Annotated in this window: 15 protein-coding genes; 5 read left to right on the forward strand and 10 right to left on the reverse strand. The window is 73.3% G+C overall.

The genetic code is table 11. From position 1 onward, the window contains the following. Positions 1 to 338 precede the first annotated feature (338 nt). On the forward strand, positions 339 to 1,715 hold the full coding sequence (locus ABD823_RS14115; RefSeq protein ID WP_344859573.1) for a peptide ligase PGM1-related protein: 1,377 nt from the start codon (positions 339 to 341) through the stop codon (positions 1,713 to 1,715). Here ABD823_RS14115 and ABD823_RS14120 read toward each other — a convergent pair. Next, positions 1,689 to 1,925 carry an SCO4848 family membrane protein gene (locus ABD823_RS14120; RefSeq protein WP_344859575.1) on the reverse strand — a complete coding sequence of 79 codons (237 nt, stop codon included), beginning with the start codon at positions 1,923 to 1,925 and terminating at the stop codon, positions 1,689 to 1,691. The two genes, ABD823_RS14115 and ABD823_RS14120, sit on opposite strands and share 27 nt — an antisense overlap. 104 nt (positions 1,926 to 2,029) lie before the next feature. Between ABD823_RS14120 and ABD823_RS14125 the strand changes: the two genes are divergently transcribed. Beyond that, positions 2,030 to 3,223 carry a D-alanyl-D-alanine carboxypeptidase family protein gene (locus ABD823_RS14125; protein ID WP_344859577.1) on the forward strand — a complete coding sequence of 398 codons (1,194 nt, stop codon included), beginning with the start codon at positions 2,030 to 2,032 and terminating at the stop codon, positions 3,221 to 3,223. A 269-nt stretch (positions 3,224 to 3,492) separates the two neighbouring features. On the opposite strand, the gene ABD823_RS14130 is transcribed toward ABD823_RS14125, so the two are convergent. The 4 genes from ABD823_RS14130 to ABD823_RS14145 all read right to left on the reverse strand — a co-directional run bounded on the left by ABD823_RS14130 (position 3,493) and on the right by ABD823_RS14145 (position 8,061). Further along, positions 3,493 to 4,203, reverse strand: a complete 711-nt coding sequence (locus ABD823_RS14130) for a GNAT family N-acetyltransferase (RefSeq protein WP_344859579.1) — start codon at positions 4,201 to 4,203, stop codon at positions 3,493 to 3,495. Between the two features lie 437 nt (positions 4,204 to 4,640). Then, on the reverse strand, positions 4,641 to 5,573 hold the full coding sequence (locus tag ABD823_RS14135) for a YihY/virulence factor BrkB family protein (protein ID WP_344859581.1): 933 nt from the start codon (positions 5,571 to 5,573) through the stop codon (positions 4,641 to 4,643). Between the two features lie 81 nt (positions 5,574 to 5,654). After that, a complete protein-coding gene (gene trpS, locus ABD823_RS14140) occupies positions 5,655 to 6,659 on the reverse strand; it encodes a tryptophan--tRNA ligase (protein WP_344859583.1) in 1,005 nt (334 codons plus the stop codon). Positions 6,660 to 6,672: 13 nt separating this feature from the next. Beyond that, the gene (locus ABD823_RS14145; RefSeq protein WP_344859585.1) at positions 6,673 to 8,061 is read right to left on the reverse strand and encodes a hemolysin family protein; all 1,389 of its coding nucleotides are present in this window, start codon (positions 8,059 to 8,061) and stop codon (positions 6,673 to 6,675) included. Between the two features lie 122 nt (positions 8,062 to 8,183). Here ABD823_RS14145 and galE point away from each other — a divergent pair, with 122 nt between their 5' ends. Further along, positions 8,184 to 9,143 carry a UDP-glucose 4-epimerase GalE gene (galE, locus tag ABD823_RS14150; RefSeq protein ID WP_344859588.1) on the forward strand — a complete coding sequence of 320 codons (960 nt, stop codon included), beginning with the start codon at positions 8,184 to 8,186 and terminating at the stop codon, positions 9,141 to 9,143. Positions 9,144 to 9,501: 358 nt separating this feature from the next. Here the strand turns inward: galE and ABD823_RS14155 are convergent, their stop codons facing one another. From ABD823_RS14155 to ABD823_RS14165, 3 genes are all read right to left on the reverse strand, one after another. After that, entirely contained in the window at positions 9,502 to 10,326 is an 825-nt protein-coding gene (locus ABD823_RS14155; RefSeq protein WP_344859590.1) for a hypothetical protein, read from the reverse strand. Between the two features lie 235 nt (positions 10,327 to 10,561). Continuing rightward, entirely contained in the window at positions 10,562 to 11,539 is a 978-nt protein-coding gene (locus ABD823_RS14160) for a malate dehydrogenase (RefSeq protein ID WP_344859592.1), read from the reverse strand. A 43-nt stretch (positions 11,540 to 11,582) separates the two neighbouring features. After that, on the reverse strand, positions 11,583 to 13,040 hold the full coding sequence (locus ABD823_RS14165; RefSeq protein WP_344859594.1) for an MDR family MFS transporter: 1,458 nt from the start codon (positions 13,038 to 13,040) through the stop codon (positions 11,583 to 11,585). Between the two features lie 56 nt (positions 13,041 to 13,096). Here ABD823_RS14165 and ABD823_RS14170 point away from each other — a divergent pair, with 56 nt between their 5' ends. Then, positions 13,097 to 13,621, forward strand: coding sequence for a PadR family transcriptional regulator (locus tag ABD823_RS14170; protein WP_344859596.1), 525 nt, complete (start codon positions 13,097 to 13,099; stop codon positions 13,619 to 13,621). 112 nt (positions 13,622 to 13,733) lie between these two features. Here the strand turns inward: ABD823_RS14170 and ABD823_RS14175 are convergent, their stop codons facing one another. Then, positions 13,734 to 16,001 carry a bifunctional serine/threonine-protein kinase/glutamate ABC transporter substrate-binding protein gene (locus ABD823_RS14175; protein ID WP_344859598.1) on the reverse strand — a complete coding sequence of 756 codons (2,268 nt, stop codon included), beginning with the start codon at positions 15,999 to 16,001 and terminating at the stop codon, positions 13,734 to 13,736. A gap of 335 nt (positions 16,002 to 16,336) precedes the next feature. Here ABD823_RS14175 and ABD823_RS14180 point away from each other — a divergent pair, with 335 nt between their 5' ends. After that, on the forward strand, positions 16,337 to 17,905 hold the full coding sequence (locus ABD823_RS14180; protein ID WP_344859600.1) for an RNA polymerase sigma factor: 1,569 nt from the start codon (positions 16,337 to 16,339) through the stop codon (positions 17,903 to 17,905). A 25-nt stretch (positions 17,906 to 17,930) separates the two neighbouring features. Here ABD823_RS14180 and ABD823_RS14185 read toward each other — a convergent pair whose 3' ends face one another. Next, the gene (locus tag ABD823_RS14185; protein ID WP_344859602.1) at positions 17,931 to 18,521 is read right to left on the reverse strand and encodes a hypothetical protein; all 591 of its coding nucleotides are present in this window, start codon (positions 18,519 to 18,521) and stop codon (positions 17,931 to 17,933) included. Positions 18,522 to 18,548: the final 27 nt, after the last annotated feature.

The following is an 18,548-nucleotide window of genomic DNA, read 5'->3' on the forward strand; positions in this document are numbered from 1 at the left end:
CTGACGATGAGAACGACTTTATCCCTCCCGCGCGGCCCCGCGTCGACATCCCCGCCAAATGTTTTGTCGCCCCATACCCTTCTCCTGTCCCTCCTGACCCCTATGAACCATGACGAATGATCAGGAATGACCAGGGAAGGGTAGTCCGTACGGGCGGTCCCCGATCGGCACCGGCGTCCGGAGCGGTCCCGGCGCGATTGAAACATCGCCCGACCTGGCAACTTACGTGACCCCGAAGTACCGCTCATCGAACCCGGCGGACTGATGCAAGGCGAAAGAATGCGTGGTTCACTCCGCTTATGATCACTAATATCCCATTTGGGGAGAAGCACTCCAAATTGAGCATCTTCGAACCGAACGAGGGAACCCTGGTGGTCATCCCCTCGCTCTCACTCCCCCAGGACGAGCTGCGCAAGATCACCGGTGCGCGCTGCTACGAGGAGCGCCTGCTCTTCCTGCTGTTCACCCTGAAGCGGCCCGGTGTGAAGGTCGTCTACCTGAGCTCGGTCCCGGTGGACCCCGCCATCGTGGACTACTACCTGGGTTTCCTCGACGACCCGGACGAGGCCCGGGAGCGGCTCGAAATGATCACCTTGGACGATGCCCGCCCCCTGCCGCTCACCGACAAGCTCCTGGCGCGGCCCGGGATGGTCGACCGGGTCCGCCGCGCGCTGGCCGACCCTGAGGACTCCTGGATGGTGCCCTTCGTGGTCAGCGAGGCCGAGGAACGTCTCTCCGCGCTGCTCAGGCTGCCGATCTACGGCCCGGCCACCGCCCTGGCCCACCTGGGCTCCAAGAGCGGCGGGCGGATGGTCGGCGAGGAGGCCGGGGTCCCGCTCGTCCCCGGCTTCACCGACCTGCGGTCGCTGACCGAGGTGGAGCACGCGGCCCGCGCGCTGAACCGCGGCGGCAGGCTGATGGTCAAGCTCAACAACAGCTACTCCGGGCTGGGCAACGCCATCGTGGTCAAGGACGACCCGCGCCTGACCGCCTGCCGTACGAGCTTCTCCGCCGCCGAGGAGACCTGGGCGACCTTCGCCGAGAAGATCGCCGAACGGGGGGCGGTGATCGAGGAGTTCCTGGAGGACCGGCCGCTGCGCTCCCCCAGCGCGCTGGCCAGGATCACGCCCGGCGGGGCCTACGACGTGGTCGCCACGCACGAGCAGGTCCTGGGCGGGCCGAACGGCGACGTGTACCAGGGCTGCTCCTTCCCCGCCAGCCAGGAGTACCGCGCCCAGATCGGCGAGTGCGCCGAGCGGATCGCCGCGGTGCTGGCCGCCCGGGGCGTGGTGGGCCTGTTCGGCATGGACTTCTTCGCCGTCAAGACCGACGGCGGCTACCGGACGCTGCTGTGCGAGATCAACCTGCGCATCGGCGGCACCACCCACCCCTTCGGCGCCGCGCTGCTGACCACGGGCGCCGTCTACGACCCCGCGACGGGCCTGCTGATGTGCGGGGACCAGCCCAAGTACTACGTCGCCACCGACAACTGCGCCGCCGCCCGGCTGCGGGGCCGCCGGCCCGGCGAGGTCGTGGACCTGCTCCGCGCCCAGGGGCTCGGCTTCGACCGCGCGACCCGCACCGGGAACGTGCTGCACCTGCTCGGCGCCGTCCCCGAGTTCGGCAAGCTCGGCTTCACCAGCATCGGCGACTCCGAGCAGGAGGCCGCCGAGCTGCACCGGCGGACCCTACGGGCGCTCGGTCCGGCCGCCTAGCCCGTCGCGCGGGGCCCCGCGCAGACCCCGCAGCCCGATCACACCCAGCACGAGCGCGAGCACGAGGTTGACCGCGATCAGGATCCCGTGGACCACGTAGAAGGACGTCTCGTGGCCGTCCGCCAGGTTGAAGCCAAGGTTGATCCACTCGAAGATCATGAAAGCGGCAAGGGCCAGTAGAAATCCGGCGATCTTTCGCGACATTTGCATGGTGTCCGTGTTCCTCGGCGTGGCGCCGTCCGGGCGCGGGGATGAGCCCACGCATGCCGAACGCAGGCGAATCATCACAAAGCTACCCTGTGATCACTATGGGGATGAAACATGTCGTACCTGCCGGAGTGCTGCTCACGGTGACCCTCTTCCTGGGCGCGCCCGCGCAGGCGCTGCCGGCCACGGCGGGCGGCCCGGCGCCCGCCCCGGCACCCACCGCCGCACCCACCGCCCCGGCGCCCGTGCCGACGCAGGCCGCCCCCGCGCGCGAACCCGTCGGCGGCCCCCTGCTCGGCGGGCGCGGCATCATCGTCCCCGCCGGGGTGAAGGCCCCGCCCAGGACGGCGGCGAAATCCTACGTGATCGCGGACGCCGACACCGGCGAGGTGCTCGCCGCCAAGAATCCGCACGGCCGCTACCTGCCCGCGAGCACGCTCAAGGCGCTGACCGCGCTGACGCTCATCCCGAAGCTCGACAAGACGAAGAAGGTCAGGCCGAGCAGGAACGCCGTCAACGTCGAGGGCAGCGCGGTCGGCCTGGTGACCAAGCCCCTCTACACCGTCGAGGACCTGTTCAAGGCCCTGCTGCTCGTCTCCGGCAACGACGCCGCGCTGGCGCTCGCCGAGGCCAACGGCGGCCTGGAGAAGACCCTCGCGGACATGAACGCCGAGGCCCGGCGGCTGCAGGCGTTCGACACGGTCGCCAAGACGCCGAACGGCCTCGACAAGCCCGGCCAGAGCAGCTCGGCCTACGACCTGGCGCTGATCGCCCGCGCCGGTCTCGCCGACCCCGACTTCCGGCGGTACGTCAGCCTCAAGACCGACAAGTTCCCGGCGCCCAAGGGCTACTACGAGATCGGCAACCACAACAAACTGCTCTGGCGGTACAAGGGCATGATCGGCGTCAAGAACGGCTGGACGTCCAAGGCCCTGGCCAGCTTCGTCGGCGCCGCCAAACGGAACGGCCACACGGTCATCGTGGCGATCATGCGGCACGACGGCTACATGTGGGAGGACATCGCCGACCTGCTCGACTGGGGTTTCGCCGCCCGCGGCAAGGTCGCCCCGGTCGGCCACCTGGTCGACCCCGTCCCCGAGCCGGCCCCCGACCCGGCCGTCCACGCCGCGCCCCCGGCGCCGCGGGAGCCCGCCGCCCGGGAGCCTCAGGCCGTACGGCCCGCCGCCGACGGCTCCGCCGCCGGGTCCGGCCTCCCGCTCCCCTACGCGCTCGCCGCGGCCGGCGTGGTCCTGCTCGGCGCCGCCGCCTGGCTGCTGTACGGCCGCCGCCGCTCCCGCTGACCCGTCCCGTGGGGCTTCTCCGCGGCACGCTACGAATCGCTCCGGTGAGGGCTTTCACGGGCGGGCATGGTCGGGGTTCCGCGGTGTCTCCCCTGGTGGGGCGGTGGCTTCGGTGAGGGCTTTCACGGGCGGGCATGGTCGCGCTCTGCGGGCCGTATGGATGCGGTCCTTTCCCGGACGACCATGCTGCCCGCCGATGCTGAAGCCACCGCTCGTGCCGGGCTGAGGGTGCCCGACGTCGCCTTGCGGCCATCGTGGCGGGAAGGAGCTCAGGGCCGGCCGCCGCAGGGTGCCCCGCCGGGAGCGGAGAGGGTTCCGTCAGTGCTCCGGCCCGGATCCGAGTCATCGTTCGGGGCCGCGAACGACACGCCCATCATGATCAGATGTGTTCGGCCGACACCCGAGGCCGCTTCAGGGACAGAGCCGGACCGGCGCGCGCCCTCTCCGGGGACAGGCCGTGAGCGCGCTGTCCCGGAGAGGATTCGGTCAGGGCCTCCTGTAGTAGACGACGACCGGGAGCAGAGTGCACCTGAGCTTCTCGTAGAGAGCTCTGGCGGGTGCGTGGAAGGGGTCGGGTCTCCCCCGGTGCCTAGCTCGACCGCCTCGGCTCCGAGGGCCCACATCTCACCGAAGGCGTGCTCGCACAGCGCGGTGCCCACGTGGTGCCGACGGTGCTCGGCCGAGACGGCGAGGTGCGTGACGGTCCCGTTCCCGCGCGCCGGCTCGACGCTCCAGGCGGCGTAACCGGCGACGGCATCCTCGATCTCCGCGACCGCGACGTACTTGTTCAGACCGGGGTCGTGGAGCCCGGCGACCTGCTCGCAACAGTCGCCGCGCCAGTTGCCGTGCTGGTTGGCGAAGACGACCTCACCCACCAGAGGGCGGAAGTGGTCCTCGTAGAACGGCCGGAACGTCTCGACGGTCGATTCGGTGAGCCGCGCCAGGTCGTGCTGGACGAACAGGCGGATGAGCGATGACAAGCGATGGTCCGCCGGACGGACCGGACCCTCCGCTCCCGGCAGGGCACCCTGCGGCGGCCGGCCCTGAGCTCCTTCCCGCCACGATGGCCGCAAGGCGACGGCGGGCACCCTCAGCCCGGCACGAGCGGTGGCTTCAGCATCGGCGGGCAGCATGGTCGTCCGGGAAAGGACCGCATCCATACGGCCCGCACGCCGTACGGCGGAATGCGAGGAGCGCGGCGCGGGCCGGTGGTCCGGGCGGCGTACAGCAAAGCGCAACCCCGCGCGCCCGCCGGACGCCGGAGGCGAAGACCCACCAGGCATCGACTGCGACGGCCGCCCGGACCACCGGCCCGCAGAGCGCGACCATGCCCGCCCGTGAAAGCCCTCACCGAAGCCACCGCCCCACCAGGGGAGACACCGGAGCACAGGAAACACCGCAGAGGGAAGGCGCCGTCTCAGCCTTCGGGCGCGCCGCCCGGGACGGGGGTCGGCTCGGGCGGCGGCCCCATGGCGGCGGTGGCCGTCCAGGCCGCGGCGTACATCACCACGCGGGCGGAGAAGTTGATCCAGACCAGCAGGCCGACCATCACCGCGAACACCCCGTACAGGGGGTTGTTCAGGGTGGACGACAGCAGGAACGCGGCGAGTTGCTTGAGCAGGGCGAAGGCGAGCGCGCCCAGCAGCGCGCCGTGCAGCACCACCCGGAACGGCTGGGTGGACCGCCCCAGCCAGCCCAGGACGATGAGGAAGACCACGGTGTCGGCGGCCACGCTGACCGCCAGGCCCGCCAGCCAGACCGTTCCGGTGCCCAGGAGGGAGGCCGACAGGCCCAGCCACCCGGCCACCATCCCGCTGGCCTGCGTGGCGAAGCCGCCGACCAGCACCGAGGCGACCATCGTGGTGCCGGTCAGGACCAGCGCGGCCAGGTCGCGGAGCCTGCCGGCCAGGAAGCCGAGAGGCGGCTCGGTGGTCATGGTGATCTCGCGGAGCGCGCCGCGCAGGGCGTCGATCGCGCCGAGACCGGCGTAGAGCAGTCCCAGCAGGCCGATGAGCCCGGCACCGGCCCGGGCGTCGGCGATCTGCTCGATCGGGAGCTTGGTGGCGAGGCCGGGGAGGTATTCGTCGATGGCCTGTGCGAGGGCCCGCTCGGCGCCCGGCCGCTCCGACAGGAAGAAACCGAAGACGGCGAAGGCCAGCGCGATGATCGGGAAGAAGGACAGGAAGGCGAAGTAGGTCACCGCGCCGGCGAGCCGGTCGCCGGAGCGCATCTGGTAGCGCTGCACGGTCCGGATCAGGTGGTCGAGCCACGGCCACCTGACCCGGTCGTCCCGGACCTCATGCCCGCCCCATTCGCGCAGTGCGCCGATGCGCTCCCTCAGACCCGTCACTCCGGTTCCCTACCCGGACGAGCGGGGACCGAGCCTGTCTTCTTCCCGCGGACGGAGCCGGGCCCGCGTCCGGGGAGGGGGTCAGGAGGCGGTCAGGAAGCCCGCCCGGTCGCGGACCTTCTCCATGGTCTCGGCGGCCACCTTGCGGGCCCGCGCGGCGCCGGCGGCGAGCATCCGGTCGAGCTGGGTCTCGTCGGCGAGGAGCTTCTCCGTGCGCTCCCGGATCGGCGTGAAGGTCTCCACGACGGCCTCGGCCACGTCCTTCTTGAAGGTGCCGTAGCCCTGCCCGGCGTAGCGGGTCTCCAGCTCGGGGATCGGCGTGCCGGTCAGCGCGGACAGGATGCGCAGCAGGTTGGCGATGCCGGGCTTGTTCTCCTCGTCGAACACGATCTCGGTGCCGGTGTCGGTGACCGCCCGCATGATCTTCTTGCGGAGCGGGCCCGGGTCCTCCAGCAGGTCGAGGATGCCCCCGGGAGAGGAGGACGACTTCGACATCTTGGCCGTCGGGTCCTGCAGGTCGGTGATCTTCTCGACGCCCTTGACGATGTGCGGCTCGGGCAGCGTGAAGGTCTCGCCGAAGCGGTGGTTGAAGCGCTGCGCCAGGTCGCGGGTGAGCTCCAGGTGCTGCTTCTGGTCGGCCCCGACCGGGACCTTGTCCGCCTGGTAGAGCAGGATGTCGGCCGCCTGCAGGATCGGGTAGGTGAACAGGCCGACCCCGGCGGAGCTCTCGCCGTACTTCGCCGACTTGTCCTTGAACTGGGTCATCCGCCCGGCCTCGCCCATGCCCGTGAGGCAGATCAGCACCCAGGCCAGCTCGGTGTGCTCGCGCACGTGGCTCTGGATGAAGACGGTGGACCGGTCGGGGTCCAGGCCGACGGCGAACAGCTGGGCCGCGGCGACCCTGGAGCGGCGCCGCAGCGCCTCGGGCTGGTAGTCCACCGTGATCGCGTGCAGGTCGACGACGCAGTAGAAGGCGTCGTAGCCCTCCTGCATCGTGACGTACTGCCGCACGGCACCCAGGTAATTTCCCAGGTGGAAGGAGTCGGCGGTGGGCTGGATTCCGGACAGGACTCGGGGACTGGCCATGCCTTCAATTCTGTCAGGCGCCGGGAGTGCTCGGGGGCGAAGGCGCGGGCGGCGCGCCGGAATCCGCGGGCGTGGCGCCGGAATCGGGAGGAAAGTCCGCTCCCGGATCGCTGCGGGCCTCCTCCGGGAGGCGCACGATCCGCACCCGCGCCACCCTGCGCCCGTCCATCTGCGCGACCGAGAGCTCGAAGCCGGGGATCTCCACCCGCTCCCCCAGCTCCGGCAGGTGGCCCAGGGTCGCCATCATGAACCCGCCGAGCGTCTCGTAGGGGCCGTCGGGGAGCCTGATGCCGGCCTGCTCCGCCACGTCGTCGAGGTTGGCCAGCCCGTCGAGCTCGACCTGCCCCGCGGGCAGCGCGTCGTGCCGGTCCTGCACGTCGTGCTCGTCGCGGATGTCGCCGATGAGCTCCTCGACCAGGTCCTCCAGCGTGACGATCCCGGCGGTGCCGCCGTACTCGTCCACCACGATCGCCAGGTGCTGCCCCTCGGCGCGCATCTCCGACAGCGTGATCAGCACCCGCTTGCTGGCGGGCACCCGCTTGACCGGCCGGATCGGCACCAGCTCGCTGATCGGCTCGATCGAGCCGGTGAGGACCGGGTCGAGCAGGTCGCGGATGTGCACGAACCCGATGACGTCGTCGTAGGAGTCCCGGTAGACGGGGAAGCGGGAGTGCGGCATGGCCGCGGCCAGGACGGCGGCCTCGGCCAGCCGGGTGTCGGCGGCCATGAACTCCACCTCGGTGCGGGGCAGCATCACCTCGCGGAGCTGCCGCTTGCCCGCCGCGAAGACCTCCGCGATCAGGTGGCGCTCGTCCTCGGTGAGCTCCTGGTGGCCGACCACCATGTCCCGCAGTTCCTCGGTGGAGATCTCCTCCCGGTCCGCCTCCGGGTCGCCGCCGAGCAGCCTGACCACCCCGTCGGTGGACTTCGACAGCATCCAGATGACGGGCCGGGAGAGCGCGGCCAGCCGGTCGAGGACCGGCGCCACCAGGAGCGAGAGGCCCTCGGCCCGCTGCCGGGCCAGCCGTTTGGGCACCAGTTCGCCCAGGACCAGGGAGCAGTAGGAGATCGCCAGGGTCACCAGCACCAGGGCGGCCGGGGCCGCGAGGGCGCCCGGCACGCCCCAGCCGGCGAGCACGGGGGACAGGTCCTGGGCGAGGGTGTCGGCGCCGAACGCGGCCGAGAGCATGGTCGCCACGGTCACGCCGATCTGCACCGCCGACAGGAAGCGGTTGGGGTCGCGGGCGAGCTTGGCCGCCCTGGCCCCGGCGCGTCCCCGGGCGCCGAGCCTGCGCACCTGGCTCTCCCTGAGGGAGACCATGGCCATCTCGGCTCCCGCGAAGAAGCCGCCGATCAGGACGAAGAGCAGGACCAGCGCGATGTTGGCCAGGACACTGTTCACGACACCGACTCCGTCATGGCCGTCGACCGTTCCGCCTGTCGCCGACAGGGGCCGGGCCAGCATATGCTGGCGATAGGCTTACATAAATAAACATCTTCAAACACTATCAAACAGGAGGCTTCGTGAAGCTGCTGGTCACCGGGGGAGCCGGCTACATCGGGAGCGTCGTCGCGGCACAGCTCGCCGAGGCGGGCCACGAGATCACCGTGCTCGACGACCTCTCCACCGGCCACGCCGACGCGGTGCCGCCGGGCGCCCGCTTCGTCCAGGGGTCGATCACCGACGCCGCCGGCGTGCTGGAGGGCATGGACGGCGTGCTGCACTTCGCGGCCAAGTCCCTGGTCGGCGAGTCCATGGAGAACCCCGGGCTCTACTGGGCGCACAACCTGGGCGGCACCCTGGCCCTGCTGGACGCCATGCGCGCCGCCGGCGTCGGCCGCATCGTGTTCTCCTCCACCGCCGCCACGTACGGCGAGCCGGAGCGCTCCCCCATCGTGGAGACCGACCCGACCCGCCCGACCAACCCCTACGGCGCCTCCAAGCTCGCGGTCGACACCGCGCTGTCCGCCTTCGCGGGCATGTACGGCCTGGCGGCGGTGAGCCTGCGCTACTTCAACGTGGGCGGCGCGTACACCGCCGCGGACGGCCGGGTCTACCGGGAGCGGCACACCGTGGAGACCCACCTGATTCCCAATGTCCTCGCCGTGGCGCTGGGGCAGCGCGACTCCGTCAACGTGTTCGGCACCGACTACCCGACCCCCGACGGGACATGCGTGCGCGACTACATCCACGTGGCCGACCTGGCCCGCGCCCACCTGCTGGCGCTGGACGCCTGCGCCCCCGGCGAGCACAAGGTCTACAACCTGGGCAGCGGCAGCGGCTTCTCGGTCCAGGAGGTCCTGACGGTCTGCCGCGAGGTCACCGGGCACCCGATCCCCGCCGTGGTCGGCGACCGCCGCCCCGGGGACCCGGCCGTGCTGGTGGCCTCCTCCGAGAAGATCCAGCGGGAGCTCGGGTGGAAGCCGGAGCACCCGCAGGTGGCCGACATCGTCGCCGACGCCTGGGCCGCCCTGCCCCGCTGAGCGGGGGACGGCAGGACGAGGGTCCGCCGGGCGGGGCGCAGGCTCCGCCGGCCGGGTCGCACGAAAAGTCATGGGCGTCCGGTGATTATGTGGTGTGATCTCCGGTCGTGTGGAGCTTTTCACCTTCAGTCGCCAAAGTCATGTTCGGCGGCCTCATCCTGCTCTGCAGCCTGCTCGCGGCCGCGGCGGTGATGTTCGCCACGTCCGGTCCGGCGCAGACGCGGCCCGCCCCGACCGCCTGCCCCTCCTGACCGGCCCGGCGGCCGGGCACCGGCCGCCGGAGCGGGCGGCTCCGCCGCGCGGCGGGCGCGCGGGGCGGTGCCCGGAGCCGGTCCGCGGCCTGCGGCGGGCGCTTTCCTCAGCGCGACGACCGCAGGCGGTCGGCGTTGTCGCGCAGGCGGCGGTCGCCCGCACCGGCCGAGTAGACGGTCGCGCGGGCGTCCACCGCGCGGCCGCGCGGACGGAGGACGAACCGGAGCGCGATCCGGTCGCCCGGCCTCATGACGCGCAGCGCGCAGCCGGAGTAGCCGGAGCGGGAGCGGCAGCGGGCGCCCTCCACCGAGACGACCCGCGCCCTCTTCGCCTGCAGGACGACCAGTGCGTCCCGGACGGTCCGCGGCCCCCGGTTGCCGACCAGCGCGTCCACCGTGACGGTCCGCCCGGTGCGCCGCAGCCCCGACAGCCGGACCGACAGGTCGGCCCCCTCGCCGACCGGGGTCACCGTGCGCGCCGAGTTGTCGCCCGCGTCGCCGTCCACGACCTGGGAGGAGAGCGTCGCGGTGGCCCGCAGCGGGCCGCGCGCGCCGGGGCGGACCACCCCGGTGATCGCCACCCGCCCGCCGTTCCCGGCGGGGACGTCCCGGCGCGAGGCGCAGACCACCTCGCGCGCCGTACGGCCCGGCCGGCACTCGGCGACGTCGACGTCGACGTGGACGATCCGCACCGCCTTCGGCACCCGCACCGTGAGCACCGGCAGCACCGCGGCTCCCGGGCCCGCGTTGTGCACCCGCACCCGGTAGACCAGCCGCTGCCCCGGCCGGGCGCGCCGCGGCGACGCCTTCAGCCGCACGGACAGGTCCGCTCCGCCCGGGTCCGCCGCCGCGGCCCCCGCCGGGGCGGGCGCCCCCGCCCTCCCCGCCTCCGCAGGCGCCGTCCCCGGCACCCCTGCGAGGACGAGACTCATCACTCCCGCGGCGACCCGCGCCGCACCACGCATCATCAACACCGCTCCCCCGACCTTCAGCGATCATTGAACGCGGTGATCATGTTCTCCCGGCCGACCGACACGCCACGTCTTCGCCATCACACGCCACGTCTTGCCCATCGCGGGGGACATACGACGGAAAGAGCCCCGGACCGCACGGCCGGGGCTCTCAGGCGTCCGCCGCCGGAGGGGGCTCCTCCGGCCGGGGCTGCGGTCAGATCAGGCCGAGCGAGCGGACGGCTTCCCGCTCCTCCTCCAGCTCGCGCACCGAGGCGTCGATGCGCTCCCGGGAGAAGGCGTCGATCTCCAGCCCCTGGATGATCTCCCACCTGCCGTTGCGCGAGGCGACGGGGAAGGAGGAGATGAGGCCCTCGGGGACGCCGTAGGAGCCGTCGGACGGGATCGCCGCGGAGGTCCACTCGGTGCCGTTGACCCAGTCGAAGACGTGGTCGATCGCCGCGTTGGCCGCGGAGGCGGCCGAGGACGCGCCCCGGGCCTCGATGATGGCGGCGCCGCGCTTGGCGACGGTCGGGATGAAGGTGTCGCGCAGCCAGGCGTCGTCCACCAGCTCGGCGGCGATCTTGCCGCCGACCTCGGCATGGAACAGGTCGGGGTACTGCGTGGCGGAGTGGTTGCCCCAGATGGTCATCTTCTTGATCTCGGTGACCGGGACCTGGAGCTTGGCCGCGAGCTGGGAGATCGCCCGGTTGTGGTCGAGACGGGTCATCGCGGTGAAGCGCTCGGCCGGGACGTCCGGGGCGTGCTGCTGGGCGATCAGGGCGTTGGTGTTGGCCGGGTTGCCCACGACGAGCACGCGGATGTCGTCGGCGGCGTGGTCGTTGATGGCCTTGCCCTGCGGGCCGAAGATGCCGCCGTTGGCCTCCAGCAGGTCGCCGCGCTCCATGCCCGCCTTGCGCGGCATGGCGCCCACCAGCAGCGCGACGTTGGCGCCGTCGAACGCGACGTTCGGGTCGTCGGTGATCTCGATGCCGCTCAGCAGCGGGAACGCGCAGTCGTCGAGCTCCATCGCGGTGCCCTCGGCGGCCTTGACCGCCTGCGGGATCTCCAGCAGGCTCAGCTTGACCGGGACGTCAGCGCCCAGCAACTGGCCCGACGCGATGCGGAACAGCAGCGCGTAGCCGATCTGACCGGCGGCGCCGGTGACGGTGACCTTTACGGGAGTCTGGGCCATGACCTTCCCCCACTCGCAGGATGAATTTCTGACGCTGGGGATGTTACTCCGCGGTCAGCGGCGGTTCTCCGGCGAGTGCCCCGATCCGCCCTCCGGGCAGCGCCGCCAGCGCGACCAGGGCGAGCAGGGCACCGGCGGCGGCGAGCCAGGGGATGACGGTGGCCGTCGCGGCGGCGTGCGCGGCGGCCGGCCCGTGCGGCGGGGCCTCCTCCCGCACGACCGAGGCGTAGAGGGTCCCGGCGAAGGCCAGGGCGACGGAGCCGCCGATCTGCCGGAAGAACGTCAGGTTGGCGCTGGCCGTACCGATGAAGCGCGGCGGGACCGAGAACTGGATCGCGACGGTCAGGCCGGAGAGCATGGGGCCCATGCCCAGGCCGAGCAGGGCCATCCAGACGGCGAGGACGGGGCCGGGGGTGGTGGCCGTGATCCCTGAGCAGAGCAGCGCGCCGGCCGTCATCAGCACGGTTCCGGCGACCAGCCAGGGCTTGTGGCGCCGGGACCGCGCGATGAGGGCGCCGGTGACCACGCTGCCCGCCACCATGCCGAGCATGAGCGGGTAGATGCGCAGCCCCGAGTCGGTGGCGCCGAGCCCCCGGGCCTCCTGGAAGTAGCGGGGCAGGAAGACCACCCCGGCGTAGAGGCAGAAGGCGGTGAGGAAGGAGGCCGCGTTGGCCAGGGCGTAGGTGCGGTTGCGGAACAGCTCCAGCGGGATGACCGGCTCCGCGGCACGCCGCTCGACGAGGACGAACACCACCAGGCCCGCGGCGGCCGCCAGGATCGGCCAGAGCACCGGGCCGCTGGTCCAGGAGTGGTCGCCCGTCCCCTTCTCGGTGAGCCCGACGAGCAGCGCGCCGATCGCCGCGGCGAACACCGCGATGCCCGGGTAGTCCGGGCGGGCGCCGCGGCCCTGCCCGGCCGTGTGCGGCAGCCGCGCCGTGACGATCGCGACCACGACCAGGCCGACGGGCAGGTTGACCAGGAACGCCCAGCGCCAGCCGACCGTGTCGGTGAAGACCCCGCCGAGGAAGGGCCCGGCGATGTAGCTCAGCGCCATCACGCCGCCGAGCGCGCCCTGCACCCGGCCGCTCCTGCCGGGCGGGAACAGGTCGGCGACCAGGGCCAGGGAGAGCGGGAGCAGGGCTCCGGCGCCGAGCCCCTGGAGCGCGCGGAAGGCGATGAGCTGGGTCATGTCCTGGGCCGCCCCGCACAGCGCCGATCCGGCCAGGAACAGCCCGATGCCCGTCAGGAGCAGCGGCTTGCGGCCGTAGGTGTCCGACAGCCTGCCGTACAGCGGGACGGTGATCGTGGAGGTCAGCAGGTACGCGGTCACGACCCAGGTGTAGAGGTCGGCGCCGCCGAGTTCCCGGACGATCCGGGGCAGCGCCGTGCCGACGATCGTCTGGTCCAGCATCGCGAGGAGCATGCCGCCGAGCACGGCGAACAGGAGCGGCCCGGTTCCGGACCGGGCCGCCGAGGGGGGAGTCGATATGTCACTAGCCACGTGTTGATACTGATATGTCAGTTTCTACATGTCAATCTGCGGGGAAGAATGGAGGCATGTCCCTGCGCATGGCACTGCTCGGCCTGCTGGCCGTCTCGGGCCCGGCAAGCGGTTACGACCTCACGAAACTCTTCGAGAAGTCGATCAGCCACGCCTGGCACGCCCGGCACAGCCAGATCTACCCGGAGCTCAACAAGATGGCCGCCGACGGCCTGGTGACGGTCCAGGAGGAGGGCCCGCGCGGCCGGAAGGGCTACGCGATCACCGAGGAGGGCTCCCGGCGGCTGCGTGAGTGGCTGGTCGGAACGGAGCATTTCCGGCCGGTCCGCGACGAAGGGGCGCTCCGCGCCTTCCTGCTGCCCATGCTGGAGCCGCCGGAGGCCGTGGCCCTGCTCCGCGGGGAGGCCGAGAGGTACGGCGCCAAGCTGGCGGCGCTGGAGGAGTTCGACAGGGCCAAGGCCCGCGAGGGGAAGTCCGGTTTCGGCAGGTACGCCCTGGACCTGGGGATCCGCCAGATGCGGATGATGCGGGACTGGGCCGAGGAGACCGCCGACCGGATCGAGCGCGACGACCGCGGCTGACCCCGGCAGCGGGCTCCCCCGGCGCCCCGGGGCCGCCGCGGGATCGCCCGGCGGTCCCCTGTCCGGCACGCCGGGCCGGACGCGGCTGCCGCGACCGGCCTCCGCGGCCGGGCTAACCGCAATCGGCCATCGCGGGCGGCCCGTCCTCCCGGGTGGCGAAGTCGACGCCGGGGAAGTGCTCGTCGAGCATCTCCTTGATCCTGCCCTTGGCGTACAGGTCGGTGATCACGGCCCGGATGGCCTTGCAGGCGCGCTCGTCGCCCTTCTTCAGGGCCACCGCGTAGCGCTCGTCGGTGAGCTTCAGGCCGACCACCCGCTTGGGGGTCGCCTCCCGCGCGGGGTTGCCGTATCCGGCCAGCAGCAGGTCGTCGCCGGGGACCGCGTCGACCTCCCCCGCCACCAGCTTGTCCATGCACTGGGAGTAGTTCTCGGCGGAGACCAGGGAGACGCCACCGGCCTCCCGGCGCACCGTGTCCGCGGCGGCGCTCCCCCGCGGCGCGCACAGCCGCCTGCCCCGCAGGTCGGCCAGGGACGCGATCGGCGAGTCGTCCCTGACGAGCACGTCCGTGTGGGCGAGGTAGTACGGCCCGGCGAACGTGACCCTGCCCGCGTCCTTCTCCTTGATCGGATAGGTCGCGATGACCAGGTCCACCTCACCGCTCGCCAGCAGCTCCGGCCGCTCCTCCAGGCTGGTGGCGCGGAAGGTGACGCCGCTCTCCGGCACGTCCAGCGCCCGGGCGATCTCGGTGGCGAGGTCCACCTCGAACCCGGTCCACCTCCCCCCGCTCCGCAGCGCGATGCCCGGCAGGAAGTCGCGCATCCCGACCGTGAGCTTCTTCGTCATGGCCGCCCGGTCCACGAGCGAGTCGGCCGACCGGCTCCCGGGGCCGTCGGACGGCTCCGCGGACCCGGCGAGGAACGGCGGGCGCCAGCCGGTGGCGTAGGCGGTCGCCGCGCCGCCGGCCAGCAGCACGGCCGTCACCAGGGCGATCCAGCGCCCCAGGCGCGGGCGGCGCTCCGGGGGGTGGACGTCGCCGAGGTCGATGGGCCGGGTCTCCTGCCAGCCCGGCCGCCCGGGCCCCGCGGGTGAGGAGCCGGAGGCCGGCGGGTGCCCCTGGTGGGCGGGCAGGTCCGGACGGGGCCGGGACGGTGCGGGCCCGGACGGGTGCGCCGCCCGCCGGTCGGGCTCCGGCGGCGCGGCGTGCACCGGCGAGGCGGCCGGGGCGGGGTGCGCCGGGGAGGCCGCCGGGGCGGGGTGCGCCGGGGAGGCCGGGGGCCGTACGGCGGGCGGGGACGCGAACGGGGCCGGCGGCTGTGCGCGCCGCTCGCGGGCCTCCCCGGCGGGGGCGTGCGGCCCGGTGGACGGCACCGGCGGCCTCGTCCGGGGCGCGGGGACGCGCATGACGTTGGTGGCCTCCCCGGCCTCTTCCTCCTCCGTCCGCGCTCCGGCGGACCGCGCCTGCGGGGCGTCCCCTCCGGCACCGCCAGGGCCCGGCGCCGCCGGGTCGTCCCCCGCCGGGCTGGCGGCCTGGACCCCGCGGGTGAGCACCGCCGGGGAGACGTCCCCCATCTCGGGACGGCCGAGCAGGCGGAGCAGGATCTGGTCGGACGAGGGCCGCTCGGCGGGGTCCTTGGCCAGTGCCGCCCGCACCGTGCCGCGCAGCGGCTCCGGCATCATGCCGACGTCCACCTCGTGGGTGAGGATGCGGCTCAGCACCACCGCGATGGAGTCGCCGGCGAAGACCGTCTTCCCGGTCGCGGCGAACGCGATGGTCGCCCCCCAGGCGAACACGTCGGTGTAGGGGCCGACGTCGTCCCCGGCGATCTGCTCCGGCGCCATGTAGGCGGGCGTGCCGACGGCCCGGCTGGTGATCGTGCCGGTGGAGTCGATGATGCGGGCGATGCCGAAGTCGACCACGCGGGGCCCGTCGGCGGCCATGAGCACGTTGTCGGGTTTGAGGTCGCGGTGCACGATCGCGGCGTGGTGGATCGCGGTCAGCGCGGTGGCCGTGCCGACCGCCAGCCGCTGCAGCGCGGCGCCCCGCAGCGGGCCGTCGGTCTCGACGACCTCCCGCAGCGACCTGCCCTCGATGTACTCGCTGGCGATGTAGGGGACGTCGCCTTCGAGGTCGGCCGCCACGACCGCCGCCGTGCAGAACGAGGCGACCCGCTGCGCCGCCCGCGCCTCGCGCGCGAAGCGGGACCTGGCGATCGCGTCGCCGGAGAACCGCACGTGCAGCAGTTTGATCGCCACCCGTTCCCCGTCGGCGTCCTCGCCCAGGTAGACGGTCCCCTGGCCGCCCTCCCCGATCCTCCCGACGACACGGAACGGGCCGAGCCGGCGCGGCTCCCCCGCCCCCAGCGGCTCGATCTGCGGCATCTCCGCCCCCACGTTCCGACCCGTCTCCCGTTGGGGAAGACTTTACGGCCCGCCGGCCACCCGGCCCCACCCGTTACCCCCACGTGACCTCGCCCTGGCCGCGCCGTCCCCCCACGTGACCTCGCCCTGGCCGCGCCGTCCCTGCGGGACCCCGTACGGCACCCCGTACGGCGCGCCCGCGGCGCCGAGGTGCCGCGAGCGGGGAGGACAGCGGCTCTCCCCGGCGGCGCGTCCGGCGTCCCGCCTCTCCGACCGGCGGGAATTCGTCCCGATTTGGCGCTCCGGCCGTCCGGATCGCTACCGTTGATCTCCCCGACCATGCGGAGTAAGGCCCAATGAGGCGATACATCGGTTTTCGCGACTTCGTCCAGCGTGATCAGCGCTCTCTCGTCGGCACCGGACTCCTCCTGACCGGCAGCCACGAGCAGGCCATCCGCCTGGCCCTGCGCGCGTACCGCACCGTCGGCCTGGCCTGGCCCCCGACCCCGTGGGAGGACCCCGCCGCGCACGCGCACACCGAGCTCTACCGGGCCTTCCTCCGCAAGCCCACCGCCGCCGGCGCCACCGCCCTGGTACGGCTCCCGCCCCGGCGCCGCCTCATCGCCGTCGCCTGCCTGCACGAGGGCAGGACGCCCGCCGAGATGGCCGACATCCTCGGCCTGCCCGCGCAGACCGTGGAGTCGGAGCTCGCCGAGGCGCTCGACGAGCTCACCAAGGGCGACCGCAAGCGCCTGGTCAACCGGTTCGCCACGCAGGCCGGGGAGGCGTCCGTCCCCGACCTGTCCGGCCGGGCCCTGACGGTCCTGCGCCGCCGCGGCCGGCGGAAGGTCCTGCTGACCGCCGCCGCCCTCACCCTGCTGGTCGCCTTCATCGTCACGCTGACCCCGCAGGGCCAGGTGTGGACCACCGCCCTGGCCGCCGGCGACCGCGACTCCCGGGCGTCGGCGGCGAGCCCGCTGACCGCCTCCGCCTCGCCGTCGCCCTCCGGAGCCGCCGCCGGGTCCGCTGAGAGCTCCGCCGGAGCGGTCGCCGCCCCCACCGCGTGGCAGGCGCCCCGCACGGCCTTCGTGATCCGCTACGCGGTCCCCGGACGCTGCCCGCAGCAGCGGCCCGAGGCGCCCTGGAGCGGGAAGTACCTGTGCGCGGGCTGGACGCTGAACCTGGTGGGCGGCCCCACCGCGGAGAAGGGCCCGCTCCCCGCCTCCTGCGGGCAGGGCGTCTGCGAGCACAGTGTGAGCGTCCCGGACGCGACCCGCGAGCTGGGGGCCGGCGGCACCGGCACCTGGGTGCTCGCGCCCGCCCTCAGCCGCGACGGGCGGCGCGTCGCCTATCTCAGCGCGGCGGAGCGCCGGTACGTCGCCCATGACCTGCCGACCGGGACGAAGCGGTACCTGTCCCCGGTCCTCGCCCCCGCCGACACCGAGAAGGGCACGTCCGTCAGCGTCTCCGCGAGCGGGCGCTACTTCACCGTCGCCCTGGGCGAGCGGCGGCTGCGGACCGACTTCGCCACCGGGCAGACCGCCGACCTGCCCGGCGGCACGGGCACCCCCGCCGAGAAGGCCGCGGCCTGGCTCGACACCGAGCACCCCGCCTGGGCCGCCTCGCCCGCCGGCCGGCACGCCGCCGCCGCCTCGCCGGGGAAGACCGGCTGCGTCCTGCACATCGTGGACGCGGCGTCGCGGAGGACGACCGGGCGGTTCCCGCTGCCCGCGCTGGGCGATCCCACCGGCTGCGAGGTGGCCGGATGGCTGAACGCCCGGGAGGTCGTCGTCCGGATGACCGACCGGGCCAGCGGGGAGTTCCTGGGCTTCTACCGGGTCGGCGCGCGCAGCGGCGAGATGCACCGCGTGGCCGGGCTCCCGGGCGACCGCGGGCTCGTCATCGGCGCCGCCACGGCACCGTGAGGGCACGCGCCGTGCGGGCACGCCCTCAGCGCCGCCGCGCCCGCTCCCGGTGCCTCGCCGCGTGCTCCGCGTCCTCGCAGGCGGACGTGACCGGTCCCCTCACTCCCGCGAACTCCCGCTCGTCCTCGCCGAACGGCACGTCCGCCTCCGCCGTCCCCCACCACCGCTCGGCCCGGAGCCGCAGGCCGATCGTCTCGGCGGGCGTCTCGCAGTCGGTGACGGCGTAGCCCACCACCACCGTCAGCCGCTCCCCCGCGCCGATGACCCACGGAAGACGCCGGCCGTCCCCGGCGGTGACGGAGTCCAGGACCAGTCCCGGGCCGTGCCCCGCCGCGGCCGTGACCGTGACGGGGAGGAAGCCGTCGTTGACGACGATCCGCCGCTCGTGGACGAGGGGCAATCCGGGGCGGTCCGCGGCGTCGTCCCGGAGACCCGTCTGGTGGCCGTGGGGGAACGCGTGGAACCGGGGGACCAGCGCGCCCGAGTACCACAGGAGAAGACCCGCGGCGGCCAGGGCCAGGCCGGCGCAGCCCGCGATCGTGAACCTGCGCCGGTCCCGGCGGGTGAGCGCCCCCGCCCCGGAGTCCCACCCCGCCAGAGTCTCGTTGGAAACCATCCCGCCCCCTTACCGGTCGGCAATCGA

This window comes from Planomonospora alba (genome assembly GCF_039534085.1).
GTDB classification, from domain to species: Bacteria; Actinomycetota; Actinomycetes; order Streptosporangiales; family Streptosporangiaceae; genus Planomonospora_B; species Planomonospora_B alba.